We start from the raw sequence: 14,201 nt of genomic DNA on the forward strand, positions 1-14,201 counted from the left end.
TGACCCGGTTTGGCTTTCGGCGCACGTATGAGCTGTGCCTGCTGGCCCTTATGGTCGGCGGGTTGCTCGGCGGACTGGCCGACCGGTACGCGCTGGTGCTGACCGCGCGGCTGGCCGAGGGGTGGGCGGGTGGCGTCTCGGACATGCCCGCATGGTAGCGACAGCGCACCTCCCTACAATGCCGCCATGGACTTCATCGAGATGCTGCTTCGCGCCGAGCTCGGCCAGCGCTCGCGCCTGTGCGTGGGACTGGACCCGGAACCGTCTCGGCTGCCCGCGCGCTGGCGGGGTGATGCCGCGCGCCTGTACGACTTCTGTGCGGCCATCGTCGATGCCACGGCGGACCTGGTGTGCGCCTACAAGCCACAGATCGCCTACTTTGCCGCGCACCGGGCCGAGGACCAGCTCGAGCGCCTGATGGCGCACATCCGCGTCACCGCGCCGCAGGTGCCCATCATCCTGGACGCCAAGCGCGGCGACATCGGCAGCACGGCCGAGCAGTACGCCAAGGAGGCCTTTGAGCGCTACGGGGCCGACGCGGTCACGTTGTCGCCGTTCATGGGCTTTGATTCGGTCGAACCCTACCTGCGCTACCCGGGCAAAGGGGTGTTTCTGCTGTGCCGCACCAGCAACCCCGGCGGCGATGACTTGCAGGCGCGCCGGCTGGCCGACGTGCCCGGGCAGCCGCTGCTGTACGAGCACATCGCCGCGTTGGCGCAAGGGCCCTGGAACCGCAACGGCCAAATGGGGCTGGTGGTGGGCGCCACCTACCCGCAGGAAATCGAGCGCGTGCGCGAACTCGCCCCCACGGTGCCGCTGCTCATCCCCGGCGTCGGCGCCCAGGGCGGCGACGCCGCCACCGTGGTGCGCGCCGGCTGGCGCGGCGATGCCGATGGCCGCACCAGCGGGCCGGTGGTGGTCAATTCCTCCCGCGCCATCCTCTACGCCAGCAGCGGGGACGACTTTGCGGCCGCCGCGCGCGCCGAAGCCGAACGCACGCGGGCAGCGTTGTGGCCGCAGGGGTAGGGTGGCGTGGGCCTTGCCCCATGGCCGGGCAGCGCCCCAGGAAGGTTGTTCAGTCCGTTTCGAAGCGGATGCGCGTGCCGGCCAGTGCGATCACGTCGCCGGGCTGCAGCGCCTGCCCCTCGGCCGGCAGCGGGTGGTCATTGACCGTCACCGCCCCCGCACCCGCGACGCGCGCCAACCGGTAACCGTCCGCGGTGCGCTCGACGCTGGCCACCGCGACGCCCGGGCGGCCGATGGTGGTGGCGGCTTTGGTCAACACGAGCATGCGGCTGGCCGCCGGGCCATCGAGCACGCGCAGCCGCGCCGTGGCCACGCCCGACGGGGCGGGCGACGGGGCAGGCGACGGGGCAGGCGGCGGTGCAGGCGGCGGTGCAGGGGGCTGTGGCCCGCCTGCCGGAGGCGCTGCTGACATGGTGGTGCTGGCCACGGCCGGGGCTGCCGCATCCTCCACCACCACCCGCAACTGGTAGCGCGCGATCTCGATCAGGTCGTCCGGCCCCACCGGTGCCGACACCACGGCGCGGCCGTTGACGTAGGTGCCGTTGGTGCTGTTGAGGTCGAGCACCTGCACCCCGCCGTCGGGCGCCAGCACGAAGACCGCGTGCTCGCCGCTGACCGCCAGGTGTTCCATCACGATGTCGTTGTACGGACGTCGGCCCACCGTGGTGCGCGGTTGGGTCAGCGGCACGCGTTGCAGCTCGCGCCCGTCGCAGGCAATGATCAGCGTGGGCATGCGTCATCCTCTGGTGGGACAGCGGGCACGCAATGGATCAGCACCACCGCGATGTTGTCGTGCCCGCCCGCGGCGTTGGCGGCGTCGATGAGCGCCTGCACCGTCTGCGCCGGTGGCCCCGCGCGGCATAGGATGCGGGTGATTTCCGCGTCCGTCAGGCCGTCGTGCAGCCCGTCGGAGCACAGCAGGTAGGTGTCCCCCGGTGCGATGACGTGCTCGGTCAGCGTGATGTCCACCCAGGGCGCAACGCCCACCGCCCGGGTGACCAGGTTGCGGTGCTGGGCGGCGCGCGCCGCCGCCGCGCTCAACACGCCCGCGTCCACCTGCTCCTGCACCAGCGTGTGGTCGCGCGTAAGGCCGACCAGTTGCCCCTGGCGCAACCGGTACAGGCGCGAGTCGCCCACGTGCCCCACGGCCAGGCGGGCGCCGTCGATCAGCACCGCGACGACGGTCGTGGCCATGCCCCGGTAGGCGGGGTAGTGCCGCGCGTGGTCGTAGACGGTCTGGTTGGCCGCTTCGATGGCGCGCCGCAGCCGCTCGCCCAGCGCCGCGCCGGCCGGCCCGTCGTCGGCACGCAGCGAGGTCTGCACCGCCTCGCAGCACAGCCGGCTGGCCACCTCGCCCGCCTGGTAGCCGCCCATGCCGTCGGCCAGCACGGCCAGGCCGAGCTCGGCGTCGGTGAGCACGGCGTCTTCGTTGTTGGGGCGCAGCCGCCCCGTGTCGGTGGCCGCGGTGAACAGCAATCGCATGGCGTGGCGGTGGGCAACAAGCCCACGCAGTGTAGCGCCCCGCGGCCCGCCAAACGACACGGCCCCGCCGTGGCGGGGCCGTGCTGATGTCACGTTGCGCGGGGCGTCAGAGCAGGCTCTTGAGCAGCTTGCCCATCTCGGAGGGGTTGCGCGTGACCTTGAAGCCGCACTCCTCCATGATGGCGAGCTTGGCCTCGGCGGTGTCGGCGCCGCCGGAGATCAGCGCGCCGGCGTGGCCCATGCGCTTGCCGGGGGGCGCGGTGACGCCGGCGATGAAGCCGACCACCGGTTTTTTCATGTGCTCTTTGCACCAGCGCGCGGCCTCGGCCTCGTCCGGGCCGCCGATTTCGCCGATCATGATCACGGCGTCGGTGTCCGGGTCGTCGTTGAACATCTTCATCACGTCGATGTGCTTGAGGCCGTTGATCGGGTCGCCGCCGATGCCAACCGCCGAGGACTGGCCCAGCCCCAGCTCGGTGAGCTGCGCCACGGCCTCGTAGGTCAGGGTGCCGGAGCGCGAGACCACGCCGATGCGGCCCTTGCGGTGGATGTGGCCGGGCATGATGCCAATCTTGATTTCATCCGGCGTGATCAGGCCGGGGCAGTTGGGGCCCAGCAGCAGGGTCTTCTTGCCGCCGGCCGCCTCCTTGGCCTTCATCTTGTTGCGCACCATCAGCATGTCGCGCACGGGGATGCCTTCGGTGATGCAGACCACCAGGTCCAGGTCGGCTTCCACCGCCTCCCAGATGGCGTCGGCGGCACCGGCCGGCGGCACGTAGATGACGCTGACGGTGGCGCCGGTTTCGGCCGCGGCTTCCTTGACCGAGGCGTAGATGGGGATGTCAAAAATTTTCTCGCCGGCCTTTTTGGGGTTGACGCCCGCAACGAAGCAGTGCTTGCCGTTGGCGTATTCCTGGCACTTTTCGGTGTGGAACTGGCCCGTCTTGCCGGTGATGCCCTGGGTGATGACCTTGGTGTCTTTGTTGATCAGGATGGACATGGTGCGGTTTCCTCTCGGCGCAACGGATCAACGGCCGGCCACGGCGGCGACAACCTTTTGCGCCGCCTCGGCCATGGTGTCGGCACTGATGATGGGCAGGCCCGACTCGGCCAGCATCTTTTTGCCCAGGTCCTCGTTGGTGCCCTTCATGCGCACCACCAGCGGCACGTTCAGGTTGACGGCCTTGCACGCGGTGATGACGCCGGTGGCGATCACGTCGCAGCGCATGATGCCGCCAAAGATGTTGACCAGGATGGCCTTGACGTTGGGGTTCTTGAGCATGATCTTGAACGCCTCGGTCACCTTCTCGGCCGTGGCGCCGCCGCCGACGTCCAGGAAGTTGGCCGGCTCACCGCCAAACAGCTTGATCGTGTCCATGGTGGCCATGGCCAGGCCCGCGCCGTTGACCAGGCAGCCGATGTTGCCGTCCAGGCTGATGTAGGCCAGGTCGTATTTGGAGGCCTCCACCTCGGCCGGGTCTTCCTCGTCCAGATCGCGCAGGGCGACGATCTCGGGGTGGCGGAACAGTGCGTTGCTGTCGAAATTGAACTTGGCGTCCAGCGCGATCAGGTTGCCCTGGCTGTCGCGGTTGAGCGGGTTGATCTCGACCAGCGAGGCGTCGGTCTCCATGTAGCAGCGGTAGAGGTTTTTCAGCAGCGCCACCGCCTGGTCCACCGTGTGCCCGCTCATGCCGATGCCTTCGGCCAGCTCGCGCGCCTGCGCATCGGTCAGGCCCACCAGCGGATCGACGAAGACCTTGACGATCTTCTCGGGCGTGCGCGCGGCGACTTCCTCGATGTCCATGCCGCCTTCGCTGGAGGCGATGATGGCCACCTTCTGCGTCGCACGGTCGGTCACGACCGAGACGTAGTATTCTTTGCCGATGTCGGCGCCTTCTTCGATGTAGAGCCGGCGCACTTTTTGGCCTTGCGGGCCGGTTTGGTGCGTCACCAGCTGCATGCCCAGCATCTGGCTGGCCAGCTCGCGCACCTGCTCGATGCTCTTGGCCACCTTGACGCCGCCGCCCTTGCCGCGGCCACCGGCGTGGATCTGGGCCTTGACCACCCAGACCGGGCCGCCCAGCTTCTGGGCCGCTTCGACCGCTTCTTGCACCGTGAATGCCGCAATGCCGCGCGGCACGGGCACGCCAAACTGACGCAAGATCTCCTTGCCTTGATACTCGTGAATCTTCATGTGGTTCCTGTCTGAAGTGGCGTCTGACGGGAGGTCCGCCCGGCGGCAGACGCAACGGCCAAGCCGCCGCTGCCGCCGCGTGCACGAGTGCGCAGCGCCCCACGACAGGGCGCCGCGGCTGGCGGGCCAGCGCGGGACAGCGCGAACTGTATCATGGTGCGTCGCACAAACCTTGTGCAAAGCTGACGGACGCCGCGGCGGCGGTGTCCACATTGTGACGTTGTCAATGGGGTATAACCCCCACGGAGTATCGCCATGGCCCAGGTTTTCATCGACGGCGAAGCCGGCACCACCGGATTGCAAATCCGCGAACGCTTGGCCGGGCTGGATGGGGTGTCGCTGCTGTCGATCGACCCCGCGCGCCGCAAGGACCCGCTGGCCAAACGCGCCCTCATGGCGCAGGCCGACCTGGTCATCCTGTGCCTGCACGACGACGCGGCGCGCGAGTCGGTGGCCATGATCGAGTCGCTGCGCGCCGACACCGGGCGCGCACCGCGCATCATCGACGCCTCCACCGCGCACCGCGTGGCGCCGGGTTGGGTCTATGGCTTTGCCGAACTGGCGCCCGGCCAGGCCGAGGCCATCCGCAGCGCCGAGCGCGTCGCCAACCCCGGCTGCTACGCCACCGGCGCGATCGCGCTGATTCGCCCGCTGGTCGATGCGGGGTTGATCCCGCCCGACCACCCGCTGTGCCTGCCCAGCGTCAGCGGCTACACCGGGGGCGGGCGCACCATGATCGAGGCGTACGAATCCGGTCGCGCCCCCGCCTTCGAGCTGTATGCCCTGGGGCTGGAGCACAAGCACCTGCCGGAAATCATGGCCTACACGGGGCTGCGTCGGCGCCCGCTGTTCGTGCCGTCGGTGGGCAACTTCCCGCAGGGCATGCTGGTGCAGCTGCCGCTGCACCTGGACACGCTGCCCGGGCAGGTGCGCACTGCCGACCTGCACGAGGCGCTGGCCGCCCACTACGCCGGCAGTGCCTGGGTGTCGGTGGCGCCGCCCACCGCCGACGGCAAGCTCGACGCCGTGGCCCTGGCCGGCAGCGACCGGCTGGAGCTGCGCGTGTACGGCAACGAGCAGCACCGCCACGCCGTGCTCGTGGCCCGGCTGGACAACCTGGGCAAGGGCGCCAGCGGCGCCGCGGTGCAAAATCTCCGCTTGATGCTGGGGCTGTAAGGGCCGCCGTGGCGTTAGCCTGCGGCCGGGTCCTGGTGGCGCCAAAAGTACTGGCGCGCCAGTGCGTCGTGGAGCGCCGCCAGGTCGCGCTGGATGCCGTCCATGCGCGCGTGCAGGCCGCTTAGCGCCGCCTCGTCGCGCTCCAGCGCGCGCAGCCGGCGCCACAGCGTGCGCGCCACCGCCAGCGGTCCGTGGAAGTCCGGCAGCTGTGCCAGCCCGGTCTCGAGCTCGCCCAGGCAATGCGCCACCGCGCGCGGAAAGCGCGTGTCCAACGTCAAGTAGCCAAGCACCGCCTCCGGCTGGACCCGCACGCCGACATGCTGGCGGTACATCTGCAGCGCCGAGAGCGCGTGCAGCGTGCACAGCCACAGGCGCTCGCGGGCGATTTGGGCGCCGGCCGGGTCATCCGGCAGCCGCACCGCCGAGTTGACGTCCAGGATGCGCGTGGTCATGTCGGCGCGCTCCAGGTGGTGCCCCAGCGCGATGAACTGCCATGCCAGGTCGCGGCTCATCGAGCCCTCCAGCAGCCCGACCACCGACTGTTGGCGCTCGACCACACCGTTGAGCAGCTCCCAGCGCGCGCGGCGCCCGTCGCAGGCTGCCGACGCCTGCGCGCGCACCAACAGGTGCAGCGCGTTGATGCGCTCCCAGATTTCCATCGGCAGCACCTCGCGGAAGGTGCGGGCGTTCTCGCGCGCACGCTGCACGCTGGCCACGATCGAGCTGGGGTTGTGTTCGTCGGCGATGAGGAAGTGCATGATGGCGTCCTCCTCGGCCGTGTCGCGGTGCGCGGCGTAGCGTTCGTCCAGCCCGGCGGCTTTGAGCAGCACGTCCCAGCCAAATGCGGCGCCGCGCGGCAGGTCCAGCAGCATCTGTGTGACGCTGTTGATGAAGCGGGCGGTGTTTTCGGCGCGCTCCAGGTAGCGCGCCATCCAATAGAGGTTTTCTGCGACGCGGGACAGCATGGGATGCTCCTTGGGGTCAGGCCCCGGTGTCGACGATCCAGGTATCCTTGGCCCCGCCGCCCTGCGACGAGTTGACCACCAGCGAGCCGGCCTGCAGCGCCACGCGTGTCAGCCCGCCAGTGGTGACGTGCAGCTCACGGGCCTGTAGCACGAATGGGCGCAGGTCCACGTGGCGCGGCTCCAGGTGGTCGTCGATCCAGGTCGGCGCGGTCGACAGCGTCAGCGTTGGCTGCGCCATGTAGTTGCGCGGGTTGGCGCGGATCAGCTCCGCGAAGCGCGCGCGCTCGGCCGCACTGGCGCGCGGGCCGATCAGCATGCCGTAGCCGCCGGACTCGTTGGCGGGCTTGACCACCAGGTCGTCCAGGTGCGCCAACACGTATGCGCACTGCTGTGGGTCCATGCACAACCAGCTCGGCACGTTGGGCAGGATCGGCTCCTCGCCGAGGTAGTAGCGGATGATGTGCGGCACGTACGCATAGACCACCTTGTCGTCGGCCACGCCGGCACCCGGCGCGTTGGCGATGGCGACGTTGCCGGCGCGCCAGGCGCGCATCAAACCGGGGACGCCAAGCACCGAATCGGGGCGGAACACCTCCGGGTCGAGGAAGTCGTCGTCGATGCGGCGGTAGATCACGTCCACCCGGCGCAGCCCGGCCACCGTCTTCATGTAGACGCAGTCGTCGGCCTGCACCGACAGGTCGCTGCCCTCCACCAGCACCGCGCCCATCTTTTGCGCCAGGTAGGAGTGCTCGAAGTAGGCCGAGTTGTAGATGCCGGGCGTCAGCACCGCGATCACCGGCCGCTCGCCTTGGCGCGGCGACAGCGCCGCCAGTGTCTCATGCAGCCGTTCGGGGTAGTCGTCCACCGGCAGGATGTCGCTGGCGCGGAACAGCTCCGGGAACAGTCGCTTCATGAGCTGGCGGTTCTCGAGCATGTAGGACACGCCGGAGGGCACACGCAGGTTGTCCTCCAGCACGTAGACGGTGCCGTCGCGGTCGCGCACCAGATCGGTGCCACAGATGTGCGCCCACACCCCAAAAGGGGGCGAAAACCCCCGGCAGGCAGCGCGGAAGTTTTTCGAGCTGGCGAGCACCTCGGCCGGGAACACGCCGTCGCGCACCACCCGCTGGGCGTTGTAGAGGTCGTCGATGAACAGGTTGAGCGCGCGCAGCCGCTGCCGCAAACCGTTTTCGATGCGGCGCCATTCGCCCAGTGCCAGCACGCGTGGCACGATGTCGAAGGGCCAGGCGCGGTCGATGTTGCCGGCGTCGCTGTAGACCGTGAAGGTGATACCGGCGGCCATAATGGCCGCATCCACCGCCTGCCGCCGTGCTGCCAGCTCCGCTGGCGGCAGCCGTCCCAGATGTTCCAGCAGGGCGCGCGCCGCAGCCCGCGGTTGCCCGTCCGGGCCGATCAGCTCGTCATAGAATCCCGCCCCTTGATAGGGGTGCCACAGCTCATTCATGGTTCACCTCGTGGCCCGATCTTTGCAAGGACCGTGCCCGACCTATCCCGATCGAAAGGCAACGATGACCTACTGCGTGGGCATGCTCATGGACGCCGGCCTGGTGTTCCTGTCCGACACCCGCACCAACGCCGGCGTCGACCAGATCAACACCTTTCGCAAGATGGTGGTGTTCGATCACCCTGGCGAGCGCGTGATGGTGCTGCTGTCGGCCGGCAACCTGGCGGTGACGCAGGCGGTGGTGACGCTGCTGAGCGAGCGCATGGCGCAAGACGGCGACAGCTTGCTGCGCGCGCCCAACCTGTTCGAGGCGGCGCGCCACGTCGGCGATTGCGTGCGCGAGGTGCACCGGCGCGATGCCGAGGCGCTGCGCGCCTTCGGCATCGACTTCAACGTCAGCCTGATCTTTGGTGGCCAAATCGCCGGAGAGCCACCACGGCTGTTCAACGTGTACGCCGCCGGCAACTTCGTCGAGGCCACGCCCGATACGCCGTACTTCCAGATTGGCGAGTCCAAGTACGGCAAGCCGATCATCGACCGCATCTTTCGCCACCACACGCCGCTGGAGGAGGCGGCCAAGTGCGCGCTGATCTCGATGGACTCGACGCTGAAATCCAACCTGTCGGTGGGCATGCCGCTGGACCTGGCGATCTTGCCGCGCGACGAGTTGCGGCTGGCCTGCCATCACCGCATCGAAGTTGATGACCCGTACTTCCAGCGCCTGCGTCTCGCCTGGAGCGAGCGCATTCAGCAGGCCTTCAACGCGCTGCCTGGTCTGAACCAAGCCGACTGGTGCGACCGGCGTGGCTGAGCCGCCCGCCACCGTGCCCGGCCCCACGCCCTACAGGTTGGTACGCATCTTGCCGACGTGTGTCGGTTGGTACGCATCTTGCTGACGTGTGTTAGCAGGAGGTGCCCGATATGTCGTCCAACCCGCCCCTGGCGGTCCACCGCACAGCCCCGATCGCTCCGCACGAGCCACCGATTCCGGCCAGCTTGCCCCTGCCGCGCACGGCTTTTTCTGCCCACGGCATCATGGCGCCCGGCGTGCTTGTGATGCGCAACCTTCCCTTCGCGCCCAAGATGGCGCTGTTGGGCGCGCTGCTGTTGGCGGCGGTTGCGGCATTGGCGCTGGCGTACTACAGCACCATGCTGGGCAACATTGCCTTTTCGGCCAAGGAACGCGACGGCGTGCATGACCAGCAGCGCATATACCCGGCGCTGCTGGTCGCGCTGGATGTGCGCCGCGAGGCCACCGCCCATGCCGCCGGTGATGCCGCTGCAGACCCACAGGCTGCGCAGGCGCGGCTGCAGGCGGCCCTGCAGACGCTGGTGCAGCAGGCGGCCGTGCGTGATGGGGGCTCCCAGCGCGCGCTGCAGGCCGTGCAGCAGGCGGCCCAGACCCGTGCCAGCGACGCGGTCACGGCATTGGATGCGCACAGCGCCATGCTGCGCGCGCTGGTGGCGCTGGCCGCGCAGGTGTGCGACGACTCCAATCTCACGCTGGATCCGGGTGTGCACACCTACTACATCATGGATGCGGTGTGCTTTCGGTTGCCCGACACCATCGACCGTGCCGGCGCTACCCAGGCCCGCAGCCTGGCCATTTTGCGCGCGGGCGAGCGCACCCCGGCACTGGCAGAGCCGCTGGTGCGCGACGAGGCGCTGGTGACGTTCCACTTCGAGCAAATGCAGGCCGGGCTGGCCAAGACGATCGGTGCGCGGCCCGAGACGGCATCCACCATTGCGCTGCAGCAGGCGCTGGCACCGGTGCGCGCCTTCTACCAGCGCATCGGCCAGAACGTGCTGCACGCCGAGGCGCTCGATTCGTCCCAGGTCGGCGCACTTGCGCAGGCGGGCCACGCCGCCGTGCAGGCGCAGGCTGAGCTTGCGCAGCGGCTGCTGCCGCTGCTGGACGCGCTGCTGGCCGAGCGCCTCGACGGCATGAAGCGGGAGATGTGGATACGCACGGCCGTGATCGCGACCCTCGTGGTGGTTTCGCTGTACTTTGGCGTCGCGTTCTATCTCGTCAACCGCGGCGGCACGCGCGTGATTCAGGAGCACCTGGAACTGATGGCGCGCGGTGACCTGCGCGAGGCGCCCCCCAAGCCCTGGGGCAAGGACGAGCCGGCGCAGATCATCGTCAACCTGCGTGTGGCCTACGACGCGTTGCACGCCCTCATCCGCAAGGTGCGCCATGCCGCGCGCGACCTGGCCAGCGCCAGCGAAGAGATCGCGCACGCCTCGCGCGACCTGGGAGCCCGCACCGAACAGGCCGCGGCGACGCTGGAGGAGCAGGCCAGCGCGATGGAGCAGATCGGCTCGCAAGTGCAGGCCACCGCGCAGCGCGCGCACGAGGCCGCGCAGTTCGCGCAGACCAACGCGCGGGTGGCGGAGGACAGCCGCGGCGTGGTGGACTCGGTGGTGGGCACCATGCGCGACATCCAGTCCAGCAGCCAGAAGATCGCCGACATCACGCAGGTGATTGACAGCATCGCGTTTCAGACCAACATTCTGGCGCTCAATGCTGCGGTGGAGGCCGCCCGCGCCGGCGAGGCCGGCCGTGGCTTTGCGGTGGTGGCCGGCGAAGTGCGCTCGCTGGCGCAACGCAGCGCCGAGGCGGCGCGCCAGATCAAGGCGCTGATCGAGGAGAGCTCAGGCAAGGTGCAAGCCGGCGTGCAGGTGGTGGAGCAGGCCGGCACCACGATGGGGAGCCTGGTGCGCAACGCCGAGACGATCAACGGCTACATGGGCGAAATGGCCGCTGCGGCGCACGAGCAAAGCGACGGCGTGGCGCACAGCGTGCAGGCGATTCAGCACCTGGATGCCAGCACCCAGCAAAACGCGGCGTTGGTGGAGCAGACGTCGGCAGCGGCCGTCGCGCTGGAGCAGCAGGCCCAGCGGTTGATGGACGAGATCGGGCGCTTCAGGCTTTGACGCGACGGCAGTGCCAGCCCAGCATTGTCGCCACGCCGTGCCCGTGGCCCGGCTGGACAACCTGGGCAAGGGCGCCGGCGGCGCTGTTGTGTAGAGGTGTAGAGTATGCGTGTGATTTCCATCCCGCACACCACCCCCCGCCATACGTCGGCAGTCCCGCCCCAGGGGTGGCGGGCGCGCCTGCTGGCCGCCCTCGGCGGTCTGGCGCTTGCGGCCGGGCTGGTTGGCTGCGCCGGACCCACTCCGGCGTTCGACTACCGCATCCCCGCCCAGCCGGAAGCCGCGACGGGCACCAGCGCCAAGCCCGGCTGGGCCACGCAGCGCTTTGCGGTGGCCGCGGCCAACCCGCTGGCCACCGATGCGGGCTATCAGGTGCTCAAAGCCGGTGGCAGCGCGGTGGACGCCGCGGTGGCCGTGCAAATGGTGTTGACGCTGGTGGAGCCCCAGTCCAGCGGCATCGGGGGTGGGGCCTTCCTGTTGCACTGGGACGGGCGGCAGATCCAGGCCTACGACGGGCGCGAGACCGCCCCAGCAGCGGCCGATGAGCGTTTGTTCCTCCAGCCCGACGGCAAGCCGATGGCCTTCGACGACGCGGTGGTGGGCGGGCGCGCGGTGGGGGTGCCGGGCACGCTGCGCATGCTGGAGCTGGCGCACCGACGCCATGGCCGCCTACCCTGGGCCACGCTGTTCGAGCCCGCCATCCGGCTGGCGGAAGAGGGCTTCCCCATCGGTCCGCGCCTGCACGGCTTGCTGCGCCAAGAGGCGCACCTCAAGCGCGACCCGGTGGCGGCGCGCTATTTCTACCAACCCGATGGCCAGCCCTGGCCCGTGGGCACGCGTGTGCGCAACCCGGAGCTGGCGGCGGTGCTGCGCGACGTGGCCACACGGGGCGCGGATGCGTTCTACCGCGGCCCGATCGCGCGCGACATCGTGGCCAAGGTGCAGACCCACCCGACCAACCCCGGCCGCCTGAGCGCCGAGGATTTGGCCGCGTACCGTGCGCGCGAGCGCGAGGCGCTGTGCGCCGATTGGCGGCAGTACCGCCTGTGCGGCTTTCCGCCTCCGTCGTCGGGCCATCTGGCCATCGTGCAGATGCTGGGCATGCTCGAGCACACGCCCGTGTCCACCCCGCTGGCCGATGGCGTGCCGAGTGCGGACTTTTTGCACGCCTACACCGAGGCCGCGCGGCTGGCCTTCGCCGACCGGGCGCAGTACGTGGCCGATCCGGATTTCGTCGCGGCGCCGGGCGGCGACTGGCGCACCCTGATCGATCCCGCCTACCTGCGCCAGCGTGCGGGGCGGATCGGGGCACGGTCGATGGTGCGTGCCCAAGCGGGTCAGCCGGCGCCGCTGCGCGTGTCGCAGGCCGCGCAACCGGATCAGCCGGAGTACGGTACCTCGCACATCTCGATCGTCGATGCCGAGGGCCGCGCGCTGGCCATGACCACCACCATCGAAGACCAGTTTGGCGCGCGCCAAATGGTGCGCGGCTTTTTGCTCAACAACGAGCTCACCGACTTTTCGTTCGTGCCCACCGACGCGACGGGCGCACCGATCGCCAACCGTGTGCAGCCAGGCAAGCGCCCGCGCTCCAGCATGAGCCCAACCCTGGTGTTCGACCGCCGCGACGGCCGCCTGGTGATGAGTGCCGGCTCGCCCGGTGGCGCGCTCATCATCCACTACACCGCCAAGACGCTGCTGGGCACCCTGGCGTGGGGACTCAACGCCCAGCAGGCCATCGATCTGCCCAACTTTGGTTCCACCAACGGCCCCACCCTGCTGGAGAAGGGGCGCTTCCCCGCCAGCACGCTCGAGGCCCTGCGGGCGCGCGGGCACGAGGTGCGCGAGATGGACATGACCAGCGGCCTGCAGGCCCTCCAGCGCACCGGTACCGGCTGGTTCGGCGGGGCGGACCCGCGCCGCGAGGGCGTGGTGATGGGGGATTGAGGCGGGTGGTTGGCGGCCATCACCCGCCGTCCACCAGCCACTCCCCCTGGCGCCGCGCCGCGCCGCTGGCGCACAGGTCGTCGATCAGGTCCTGCAGCCAGGTGTCAAACGGTTCGGCCCCACCGTGGCGGGCGTGCAGGTGTACCAGATACGGGACACCGCGCGCCCATTCGTGCAGGTCGGCCAGCGGCTGCCGCTGCCACTCCAGCAGCTTGAACTTGAGCAGCACCTTGAGTCCGTAGCGCCGGTGCCGCGCGGGGTCGGCTTGAAATTGCGCCAGTCGCTGGCGCGCCAGCGCCAGCGCGGCGGCCACCTCGGGCGCCGGCTGGGTGGCGTCGGCGTGGTCGGCATCCCCAAACGGGCTGCCGTGGCCGGGGATCACCACCGCCGGCGCCAGCCGCTCGATCAGCGCCAGCGTGGCCCCCACGGCGTCGAAGCCGGGCTCGCCCGCCAGCTCCGGGAATACCACGCCAAACCCATGCTGCCACAGCGCATCGCCACTGATCAGGGTGCGCGAGGCTGGCTCGAACAGCATCACCGCGTCGGGGTCGTGCCCGGGCGCCGCGTGCACCTGCCAATCGCGCCCACCCAGGGGCACCATGTCGCCGGGCGTGAGCAGCGCATCGTGGCGAAAGCGCGCGCAGCGCTGGCCGGTGGCGCGGTAGCTCAGGCGGTCCTCGTCCCAGGCCTGCACGGCGTCGGCCTGGCCCGGCGGGATGGCGGTGTGCAGGCCGGGGTAGCGCGCCTGCAGCGCGGCGTTGCCGCCGCAGTGGTCGCTGTGCAGGTGGGTGTTGAGCAGCCGCTGCAGCGGCCGCCCGCCCAGGGCGTGTTCCACCAAGGCCAGTGTCTGCGCCGCATGCGCCACATAGCCGCTGTCCACCAGGGCGGTGCCGTCGGGGCCGTCGAACAACACGTTGTTGGCCGACAGCCAGCCGCGCTCGAACACGCGCACGCCGGGCGGCAGGCGCGTCGGATGTTTCATCTCGAACGCGCGGGCAAGCCGTCGCTG

General features: G+C 69.9%; 12 protein-coding genes. 5 read left to right on the forward strand and 7 right to left on the reverse strand.

Translation table 11 applies throughout. The features are described 5' to 3' along the window. Positions 1 to 186: 186 nt before the first annotated feature. The gene (gene pyrF, locus Tther_RS04085; RefSeq protein WP_143901217.1) at positions 187 to 1,026 is read left to right on the forward strand and encodes an orotidine-5'-phosphate decarboxylase; all 840 of its coding nucleotides are present in this window, start codon (positions 187 to 189) and stop codon (positions 1,024 to 1,026) included. 49 nt (positions 1,027 to 1,075) lie between these two features. On the opposite strand, the gene Tther_RS04090 is transcribed toward pyrF, so the two are convergent. From Tther_RS04090 to sucC, 4 genes are all read right to left on the reverse strand, one after another. Further along, positions 1,076 to 1,759: an FHA domain-containing protein gene (locus Tther_RS04090; RefSeq protein WP_143901219.1), complete on the reverse strand. Its 684-nt coding sequence runs from the start codon at positions 1,757 to 1,759 to the stop codon at positions 1,076 to 1,078. After that, entirely contained in the window at positions 1,747 to 2,508 is a 762-nt protein-coding gene (locus Tther_RS04095) for a Stp1/IreP family PP2C-type Ser/Thr phosphatase (protein ID WP_143901221.1), read from the reverse strand. Before Tther_RS04095 ends, Tther_RS04090 begins: the two co-directional genes overlap by 13 nt. Positions 2,509 to 2,614: 106 nt before the next feature. Next, positions 2,615 to 3,508 carry a succinate--CoA ligase subunit alpha gene (gene sucD / locus Tther_RS04100; RefSeq protein WP_143901223.1) on the reverse strand — a complete coding sequence of 298 codons (894 nt, stop codon included), beginning with the start codon at positions 3,506 to 3,508 and terminating at the stop codon, positions 2,615 to 2,617. Between the two features lie 27 nt (positions 3,509 to 3,535). Continuing rightward, complete coding sequence (sucC, locus tag Tther_RS04105) at positions 3,536 to 4,702, reverse strand: ADP-forming succinate--CoA ligase subunit beta (RefSeq protein WP_143901225.1); 1,167 nt, start codon at positions 4,700 to 4,702, stop codon at positions 3,536 to 3,538. 255 nt (positions 4,703 to 4,957) lie between these two features. Between sucC and argC the strand changes: the two genes are divergently transcribed. Then, positions 4,958 to 5,878: an N-acetyl-gamma-glutamyl-phosphate reductase gene (argC, locus tag Tther_RS04110; RefSeq protein ID WP_143901227.1), complete on the forward strand. Its 921-nt coding sequence runs from the start codon at positions 4,958 to 4,960 to the stop codon at positions 5,876 to 5,878. Positions 5,879 to 5,892: 14 nt separating this feature from the next. Here argC and Tther_RS04115 read toward each other — a convergent pair whose 3' ends face one another. After that, on the reverse strand, positions 5,893 to 6,843 hold the full coding sequence (locus tag Tther_RS04115) for an alpha-E domain-containing protein (RefSeq protein ID WP_143901229.1): 951 nt from the start codon (positions 6,841 to 6,843) through the stop codon (positions 5,893 to 5,895). Positions 6,844 to 6,859: 16 nt separating this feature from the next. Next, complete coding sequence (locus Tther_RS04120; RefSeq protein WP_143901231.1) at positions 6,860 to 8,308, reverse strand: circularly permuted type 2 ATP-grasp protein; 1,449 nt, start codon at positions 8,306 to 8,308, stop codon at positions 6,860 to 6,862. 64 nt (positions 8,309 to 8,372) lie between these two features. Here Tther_RS04120 and Tther_RS04125 point away from each other — a divergent pair, with 64 nt between their 5' ends. From Tther_RS04125 to ggt, 3 genes are all read left to right on the forward strand, one after another. Then, complete coding sequence (locus Tther_RS04125) at positions 8,373 to 9,119, forward strand: proteasome-type protease (protein WP_143901233.1); 747 nt, start codon at positions 8,373 to 8,375, stop codon at positions 9,117 to 9,119. 245 nt (positions 9,120 to 9,364) lie between these two features. Further along, positions 9,365 to 11,245, forward strand: a complete 1,881-nt coding sequence (locus Tther_RS04130) for a methyl-accepting chemotaxis protein (RefSeq protein ID WP_143901235.1) — start codon at positions 9,365 to 9,367, stop codon at positions 11,243 to 11,245. Positions 11,246 to 11,350: 105 nt separating this feature from the next. Further along, a complete protein-coding gene (ggt, locus tag Tther_RS04135; protein ID WP_143901237.1) occupies positions 11,351 to 13,192 on the forward strand; it encodes a gamma-glutamyltransferase in 1,842 nt (613 codons plus the stop codon). 19 nt (positions 13,193 to 13,211) lie between these two features. Here ggt and Tther_RS04140 read toward each other — a convergent pair whose 3' ends face one another. Continuing rightward, a complete protein-coding gene (locus Tther_RS04140; RefSeq protein ID WP_143901239.1) occupies positions 13,212 to 14,174 on the reverse strand; it encodes an MBL fold metallo-hydrolase in 963 nt (320 codons plus the stop codon). Positions 14,175 to 14,201: the final 27 nt, after the last annotated feature.

It is taken from the genome of Tepidimonas thermarum, assembly GCF_007556705.1.
Taxonomy (GTDB): Bacteria; Pseudomonadota; Gammaproteobacteria; order Burkholderiales; family Burkholderiaceae_C; genus Tepidimonas; species Tepidimonas thermarum.

Coding starts and splice junctions, on each gene's coding strand:
- sucD (WP_143901223.1), bottom strand. CDS start 3,508: ATGTCCATCCTGATCAACAAAGACACCAAGGTCATCACCCAGGGCATC.
- argC (WP_143901227.1), top strand. CDS start 4,958: ATGGCCCAGGTTTTCATCGACGGCGAAGCCGGCACCACCGGATTGCAA.
- Tther_RS04140 (WP_143901239.1), bottom strand. CDS start 14,174: ATGAAACATCCGACGCGCCTGCCGCCCGGCGTGCGCGTGTTCGAGCGC.
- Tther_RS04125 (WP_143901233.1), top strand. CDS start 8,373: ATGACCTACTGCGTGGGCATGCTCATGGACGCCGGCCTGGTGTTCCTG.
- Tther_RS04115 (WP_143901229.1), bottom strand. CDS start 6,843: ATGCTGTCCCGCGTCGCAGAAAACCTCTATTGGATGGCGCGCTACCTG.
- Tther_RS04130 (WP_143901235.1), top strand. CDS start 9,365: ATGCGCAACCTTCCCTTCGCGCCCAAGATGGCGCTGTTGGGCGCGCTG.
- Tther_RS04090 (WP_143901219.1), bottom strand. CDS start 1,759: ATGCCCACGCTGATCATTGCCTGCGACGGGCGCGAGCTGCAACGCGTG.
- Tther_RS04095 (WP_143901221.1), bottom strand. CDS start 2,508: ATGCGATTGCTGTTCACCGCGGCCACCGACACGGGGCGGCTGCGCCCC.
- Tther_RS04120 (WP_143901231.1), bottom strand. CDS start 8,308: ATGAATGAGCTGTGGCACCCCTATCAAGGGGCGGGATTCTATGACGAG.
- sucC (WP_143901225.1), bottom strand. CDS start 4,702: ATGAAGATTCACGAGTATCAAGGCAAGGAGATCTTGCGTCAGTTTGGC.
- ggt (WP_143901237.1), top strand. CDS start 11,351: ATGCGTGTGATTTCCATCCCGCACACCACCCCCCGCCATACGTCGGCA.
- pyrF (WP_143901217.1), top strand. CDS start 187: ATGGACTTCATCGAGATGCTGCTTCGCGCCGAGCTCGGCCAGCGCTCG.